The 1844-nt window shown below is 57.4% G+C and carries 1 protein-coding gene and 1 pseudogene; both read left to right on the top strand.

Annotation, left to right across the window (positions count from 1 at the left end; translation table 11 throughout):
* A pseudogene (locus tag CYR55_RS23675) lies at positions 1–694 on the top strand (hypothetical protein); the annotation flags it as partial.
* A partial coding sequence (locus tag CYR55_RS22695) for a terminase (protein WP_101818565.1) occupies positions 675–1844 on the top strand: 1170 nt, incomplete at its 3' end. The pseudogene CYR55_RS23675 and the gene CYR55_RS22695, both read left to right, overlap by 20 nt.

Raw genomic sequence — 1844 nt, 5'->3', positions numbered from 1 at the left:
CGTCGATGCCATTGAAGCGGTGGTGATTGAAAAGGGGTTGGTAAACCTGTTCAAGCTCGAGCGCATCAGCCTGGATCTCATTGCGTTCCTGGCCGCTCAGCCGGAGCCAGATGAGGAGGAGGGCGGCCAGCCCCCGTTGGTGAAAGCCCTCTCTGTGGTAACCGCTGCCGCCGCGGCCATCAACGATACAGCCCGCACGCTTGTGGGCGTCCGACAGAGCTACGCCAAGGAGCAGCGCGAACAGGAAAAGCACCTGCGCAAGCTCCAGGAGCCGGAGCGCATCCAGCTGGCCTATCAGGAGCGCCAGGCACACGGCCGCAGCGCGCTCGATACCGCGATCATCATTGAGTCCCACGGTGACAAGGTGCCGCCCCTGCTACTGGAGCTGGCGCGCACGGAGATGAAAAACAGCAATAGCGGCGACATTAACACGCAGCCGGTGGATCTGGCGGAGCTGGACAGGCAAGCCCGGGCGCAGCGTGCCCAGCGTATGGCCGGGCTGGATTCAGAGCTGGCCAGTAAGCGCGAAGCCGTCAATGAGATGGTAGACGGGGGCGGTTATGGCGACGTAGCCACAGATGGTTCCCTGAATGACCTGAACCTTACCGTAGGGTTTGCTGAAGATGAGGAACCCGACGACGAGATCAACACCCTGTTATATGGAGAAGAGGTAGATGGCCACCAGCCAGAATAAGCGGTCGGTAGTAGACGACCCGCGCTGGCAGCAGTTAGTTGTGATGTACCGTTATGACTGGATTACTGCCGCCGAAGTAGTGTTCGGGAAGACCCCGACCTGGCAGCAGGAGATGATTATAGAGGCCGTGCAGCAGACCGGCAGCCGTACCACAGTGTCCTCCGGGCACGGTACCGGGAAGTCTGATATGACCTCTATCATGATCCTCTGCTACATGATTTTTTACCCTGATGCGCGTGTCATCCTGGTAGCGAACAAATTGCAACAGGTTAAGACCGGTATATTCAAATACCTTAAGCAAAACTGGAAGGTTGCGCTGTCGAAGTTTCCCTGGTTGGCAGAATACTTCACCCTGACTGATATGCAGTTCTTTGAGAACAGCTCAAAGGGCAGCTGGGAAGTGGTGCCGAAAGGCTTCCGTCTGGGCAATGAAGAGGCGCTGGCCGGTGAGCACGCCGAACACCTGCTCTACATTATTGATGAGGCGTCAGGCGTCTCTGACAAGGCATTCGGTATCATCAAGGGTGCACTGACCCAGGACGATAACCGGCTGCTACTGATCTCGCAGCCCACGCGCACCAGCGGGGAGTTTTACGACTCCCATCACCGACTGGCCAAAACACCGGACAACCCCAAGGGCACCTATACAGCGATTAAGCTCAATTCCGAGGAGAGTCCGCTTGTAACGCTGAAGTTCATCGCTGAGAAGCTGTTGGATTACGGCGGCCGGGAAAGCCCTGAATACCTGATTAAGGTACGAGGTGAGTTCCCTTCAACGCTTTCCGGCTACCTTTTGGGGCGTGACGTGTGTGAGCGCGCTATGCGGCGTCATGTGCCCTTGGCCAAGGGCTGGGGGTGGGTTGCCAGCTGTGACGTTGGGAACGGCCGGGATAAGTCGATCCTGGGCATCTTCCGGGTATCCGGTTACGGCAAGCACCGGCGTGTAGTGCCGCACCAGGTCTTTGAAATGGAATCGACCGTTACACCGTCACGTTTTGCTGATTTCATCTTTAATGAGTGCACCCATGAGAAGTACCCGAATATCAGTATCGTGATCGACGGTGACGGTATCGGGGCAACCACGGCTGACGTCCTGGAGGAAAAGCATGGTGTTATGGCGCAGCGTATCCGCTGGGGCTTGCCGGTGCAT

Source organism: Chimaeribacter californicus (genome assembly GCF_002858675.1).
In the GTDB taxonomy this organism is placed as follows: Bacteria; Pseudomonadota; Gammaproteobacteria; order Enterobacterales; family Enterobacteriaceae; genus Chimaeribacter; species Chimaeribacter californicus.
This window is presented reverse-complemented; position numbering and strand designations above follow the sequence as displayed.